Genomic DNA, 5,575 nt, shown 5'->3' on the forward strand with positions numbered 1-5,575 from the left:
CGAGGCCATGGCGTATTTCCAGATCGTCGCCAACCACTACGAGAAGGCCGGCGACGTCAAGAACTCCCTGGATACGCTCAAGAAGATGGTGGATCTCGACCCCGAGAACGTGGCGTCGAAGATCAAGCTCGCCGAGCTGTATGCGCGCGAGAACCTCACGCGCGAGGCCGTCCAGGAATTCAAGCGCGCCGCCGAGTACCTCAAGCGCAACAACCGCATCGACGACTGGATGCGCGTGGCGGAGCGGCTCTCCACCCTCGAGCCGGACAACGTCGCGCTGGCCAAGGAGCTGGCCCAGCAGTACCTGGTGCGCGCGGATCAGAAGCGCGCCCTGGCCAAGCTCCAGGTGTGCTTCAAGGCGGACGGGCGCGACGTCGAGACGCTCAACATGCTGGCCCAGGCCTTCCACGGGCTCGGCCAGACCGCCAAGACCGTCTCCGTCTACAAGGAGCTGGCCAAGGTCTACCAGGAGCGCGGCCGCATCCAGGACGCCAACGGCATCTGGAACCGCGTCGCCGAGCTGGATCCCTCCGATGCGGAGCTGCTGGCCTACAAGGCCGCCGGTCCCTCCGCCGCCTCGGCTCCGGCTCCCGCCCCGACTCCCGTCGCGGCTCCGACTCCCGCTCCCGCCGCCCCCGCTCCGAAGCCGGCTCCCGCCCCGGCGCCCGCCGCCCCGGTGGCCGCGGCTCCTCCCGCTCCGGCCCCCGCGCCGGCGGCGATCGCTCCTCCGCCCACGGCCGCCGCCAGCAAGGATCAGTTCTCCAAGCTGCTGACGGAGACGGACGTCTACGTCAAATACGGCCTGCACGATAAGGCGCTCGAGCACCTGCGGAAGATCTTCGCGGTGGACCCGGAGAACCTCGACGCGCACGAGAAGGCGTTCCACATCTACGTCGCCTCCGGGAACGGGGCCCAGGCCGGCGAGCAGCTCCTGAACGTGCTGCGCCTGTGCACGCGCCGCGCCGAGGTGCAGCGCGCCCAGCCGTACCTGGCCACCATCCTCCAGCAGAACCCCGACCATCCCGAGGTGCCGGCCTTCCTGGCCGTGCTCCAGTCGGATGCCGTGGCGCCCGTGACGGGCGCGGTCGTGGAGACGGTGGGCGAGGACGCCATCCTCGTGGACTCCAACGACGACGCGATCGTCGTCGCCGACGCGCCCGAGGATGCCCTGGCGCATCCGCCGGGAGACGAGCTCGCGCTGGTCTCCGCGAGCAGCGCCGAGGACGGACAGGACGAGATCCTCTCCGACGAGTTCGGCGGGACGACGGACTCCGACGACGGGCTGGTGCTCGCGGACGAGCCGGGCCCGGTGGTGTCGGGCGACGAGCCCCTTTTCGGCGCCGGTGACGAGCCCGAGGAGACGACCGTCTTCGCGGATCCGGTCGGCTCGGACGAGGCGGCGCTGGAGGCTGGCGCTTCCCTGGCCCTCGGCGACGAGGACGAGCCGTCTCCCACGCAGGTGTCGGCACCCTCGGTGCAACTCCTCCAGGACGCCTTCGCGGACGAGCCCCTCGGGGAGGAGCAGGACCTTCCCACGCGGGTGTCGGCACTCCCGCTGGAGCTGGACGCGCCCGAGAACGAGGGCACCCCGGTGGACGCGCAGGCGCTCGGCTCCTACGAGCTCGAGGAGCCCGAGCCCGAGCCTGTTCCCGCGCCCAAGCCCGCGGTGGTGGCTCCCAAGGCTCCAACGCAGGCCGCCGCGCCCAAGGCGCAGCCCGCGGCTCCGGCCGCCAAGGCGCAGCCGGTTCCGGCCGCCAAGGCGCAGCCCGTCGCCAAGGCGCAGCCCGCGCCCGCGCCGGTCGAGGAGCCCCAGGAGGAGCCCGCTGGCGAGGAGTGCGACGAAGCCAGCTTCTTCCTCGACCAGGGCCTCCTGGAGGAGGCGCGGGAGATCCTCGAGACGGTGATGATCGCCTTCCCGGGTCACGCGCGCGCCGAGGAGCTGATGGCTCGGCTCGAGGTGCTCGAGTCCGGTGGCACCCCGCCGCAGGCCGAGGAGCCCGAGGCGGTCTCCGTGCCCGCGGTGCCCGCCCTGGGCGAGTCCCCCGCCGAGCGCGACGCGTTCGACCTGGCGGCGGAGCTGGCCGGCGAGTTCGGTGACCTGGGCGGCGAGCCGGCCGCGGCGCCCATGGCCGAGGAGGACTTCCAGTACTCGGTGGAAGAGGTCTTCGCCGAGTTCAAGAAGGGCCTCGCCAAGGTGGTCAAGCCCGAGGACGTGGACACCCACTACGACCTGGGCATCGCCTACCGCGAGATGGGCCTCATCGACGACGCCCTCAACGAGTTCGCCGTGGCCCGCGAGGGCTGCATGGGCAAGAAGCGTGAGGTGGATTGCCTCACGATGACTGGCCTGCTCCAGGCCCAGAAGGGCGACGCCAAGGCGGCGGTGGGCACCTTCAAGCAGGCGCTCGCCAGCGAGCACGCCATCGGAGAGGTGGCCAAGGCCATCGGCTTCGAGCTGGCCCTGGCCCACGAGGCCGTCGGCGACCTGGGCAAGGCCCTCTACCACTACCAGCGCGTGGCCGCGCTCGACCCGAAGTTCCGCGAGGTCACCGGTCACGTGGAGCGCCTGGCCGCCACCACCTCCCCGGTGGAGGATCCGCCCCTGGCCGCTCCCCGCGCTCCCGCTGGGGCCGCTCCGGCGGCTGGTGCACGAATGCCCGTTCCCGCGGCTCCGGCCGCGGCGGCGGGTACCAACAAGCCTCGCAAGGTAGGCTACGTCTAGCGCTGTCCGAGGTCCGCCGAGCCCATGACCTACCTCGATTACTTCGAGCTCACGCAGGAGCCTTTCTCCAACGCGCCGGTGAGCCGTTTCTATTACAACTCGGCCCAGCACTCGCAGGCGCTGACCCGGCTGATGCACGCCGTCAGCTACATGAAGGGCCTGTCCATCCTGATTGGTGACATCGGGGCGGGCAAGACGACGCTGGCGCGCCGCATGCTCGACTCGCTGCCCGAGTCCGAGTACGAGGCCGCGCTGCTCGTCATCATCCACTCCGGCATCACCGCCAACTGGCTGCTGCGGCGCATCGCCCTGCAGCTCGGGGTGGAGAACCCGGCCCAGGAGAAGCTGGCCCTGCTGTCCCAGCTCTACCAGCGGCTGCTGCAGATCTACGAGTCCGGCAAGAAGGCCGTCGTCCTCATCGACGAGGCCCAGATGCTGGAGACGCGCGAACTCATGGAGGAGTTCCGGGGGCTGCTCAACCTGGAGGTCCCCGAGCGCAAGCTCATCTCCTTCGTCTTCTTCGGCCTGCCGGACATCGAGCGCAACCTGAAGCTGGACCCGCCGCTCGCCCAGCGCGTGGCGCTCCGCTACAAGCTCGAGCCCTTCACCGCCGAGTCCACCGAGGCCTACATCAAGCACCGCCTCCGGCTGGCCGGCTGCCCGCGCATGCCCTTCACCCCCGAGGCCCTGCTGGCCGTCCACCAGCGCTCGGGCGGCACCCCGCGCGTCATCAACAGCATCTGCGACAACGCGCTGTTCGAGACCTTCCTGGCCCGCGAGCAGACCGTCAGCGACAAGCTCATCCACCGCATCGCGGAAAACCTGGGCCTGGTGGGCTCGGCGATGCCCGAGACTCCACAGAAGCCGGCCCTCGCCGCCAACTCGGGCAGTCGGGCAGGCGGCACCTCGAAGGTGGATCTCGCGGAGATCGACCGTTACCTCGAGGGACTCGGTAAGCTGTAGCGGTCTTGGCACCGCGGAACCGACAACAGAGCGCTCGCAAGGCGCCGCTGTGGTTCATCGTTCTCATCCTCGTGGTGGGCACGGTGCTGGTCCTGCGTACGCGCACCGTCTGGGATGGGCTGTGCACCCAGGCCCGGCGCCAGCTCCCCGCCCTGCTCGGGCTCGAGGTGGGCATCGGCCAGTGTGAGGTGGATCCGCTCGGCCAGCGGCTCGTGCTGCGCGGGTTGTCCGTCTTCGAGAAGGGCGCGGAGACACCGCTGCTCGCCGCGGACCTGGCCGAGGTGCAGCTCGGCCTTCCCAATCCGCTCTCCGGCAAGGTGGCCATCGACCTGGTGCGCGTGCACCGGCCGCGGCTCGCGTTGGACCTGTCGCGTCCCAGGACTCCCAGCGACGAGCCCGGAGTGTGCCCGCTGATCCCCCTGCGGCGGCTGCACCTGTCCCGGCTGGTCATCACCGGCGCCGAGGTGCGGCTGGCGCTGCCTGGTGGTCGGCAGGTGGAGGTGTCCGAGCTGGACGTGTCCCTGCGCGAGCGGTGGGGCGAGGAGGAGTTCGAGGTGGAGGCCCGGCGCGGCCTGGTGCGGCTGGGCCCGGGGCAGGAGCTCGCCCTGGGGCGGCTGGCGCTCTCGGGCGGACTGGACGTGGAGGAGGAGCTGCTGGAGCTGGACCGCGCGGAGGTGGCCCTGGACGAGGTGACGGTGAACGTCTCCGGCCGCGTGGAGCAGCTCTGCGAGCCGATGCTCGCGCTGGACGCCCAGGTGTTCCTGCCGCTGCGCACACTGTCGCGGGCGGGGCTGCTGCCCAGGCCCGCCCAGGGACACCTCTGGTCCCGCCTCTCGGTGAATGGCCGCCCGGCGGCGCCCAGCGTGTCGCTGGAGCTGTCCGGCAGCGGGCTCGCCTATGGGAAGTATGGCCCGGGCTCGCTCACGGCGCGGCTGGCGTACGCGGGAGACCTGGTGACGGTGGAGGAGCTCACCGTCCCCGTCGGCTCCGGAGACGTACGCCTCACCGGCACCCTGGGGCTCAGCAAGGGACTGCCGGTGGTGGTGGACGTGGAGACCCGCGATGCCTCCTTCGGCCGCATCCTGGAGAAGGCCGGCCTGAAGGGCTCGTGGGTGGACTTCCCGGCGACGGCCAAGGCGCACCTGTCCGGCACGCTGGCGCCCAAGCTCAACCTGGCGGGAGACCTGGACCTGCGCAACGGCCGCTTCGTGCTGGCCACGCGCGCCTTCGACGCGCCCCCGGACACCGGGCGCACCCTCCTCACCTACGAGCGTGGCCGTGCGCGCTCCCACGTGGCGCTGCTGGGCGACCGCGTCGACTTCACCGGCATCGAGCTGGAGTCTGGCGGCTCGCACCTCCAGGGCGAGGCGACGCTCTTCTACGACACCCAGAAGGGCCTCCGGGTGGACGTCCACGGTGATGCGGACCTCTCCGACTTCGGCCACATCGCGGAGCTGCCGTGGGCGGGACGCGGCCCGGTGAGCACCACCGTCGAGGGCCCCTACGCGGATGTGAAGATCGGCGCGAACCTGTCGCTGCGCGACTTCGAGTTCTGGGGCTTCAGCCTGGGCGTGGTGCAGGGGAAGGCGACGTATCAGGACAAGGTGCTGACCTTCCCGGCGCTCACGGGCCAGAAGGGGCGCACCCAGTACTTCGGCAACGCGGCGCTCACCTTCGGGCGCTCGCTGCACGCGCGGGCCGAGGTGGAGGTGCCGCGCGGGCGCACCGAGGATCTGATCGACCTCATCGCCGGGCTGAGTTCCACCATCTCCGTCATGCAGGGGCCGCTGGTGGGGGAGGTCTCGGGCCGGGTGGAGATCGACAGCCCCATCGACCAGTTCGCGGGCCTGGTGGCGCTCGAGTTCAAGGACACCCTGTACTACGGGCGGC

The 5,575-nt window shown here is 71.0% G+C and carries 2 protein-coding genes and 1 pseudogene; all 3 read left to right on the forward strand.

All coding sequences use genetic code 11. From position 1 onward, the window contains the following. Positions 1–2,722 (forward strand): tetratricopeptide repeat protein (locus tag VF794_RS36360; protein WP_331117715.1); only part of this gene is annotated, 2,722 nt, incomplete at its 5' end. A 24-nt stretch (positions 2,723–2,746) separates the two neighbouring features. Further along, positions 2,747–3,685: an ExeA family protein gene (locus VF794_RS36365; protein WP_331117717.1), complete on the forward strand. Its 939-nt coding sequence runs from the start codon at positions 2,747–2,749 to the stop codon at positions 3,683–3,685. Between the two features lie 5 nt (positions 3,686–3,690). Then, positions 3,691–5,575: pseudogene (locus tag VF794_RS36370) on the forward strand (translocation/assembly module TamB); the annotation flags it as partial.

Origin of the sequence: Archangium sp., assembly GCF_036389735.1 — a bacterium.
In the GTDB taxonomy this organism is placed as follows: domain Bacteria; phylum Myxococcota; class Myxococcia; order Myxococcales; family Myxococcaceae; genus Archangium.

Bases quoted from the DNA above. Each gene is read 5' to 3' on its own strand.
- VF794_RS36365 (WP_331117717.1), top strand. From the start codon at position 2,747: ATGACCTACCTCGATTACTTCGAGCTCACGCAGGAGCCTTTCTCCAAC.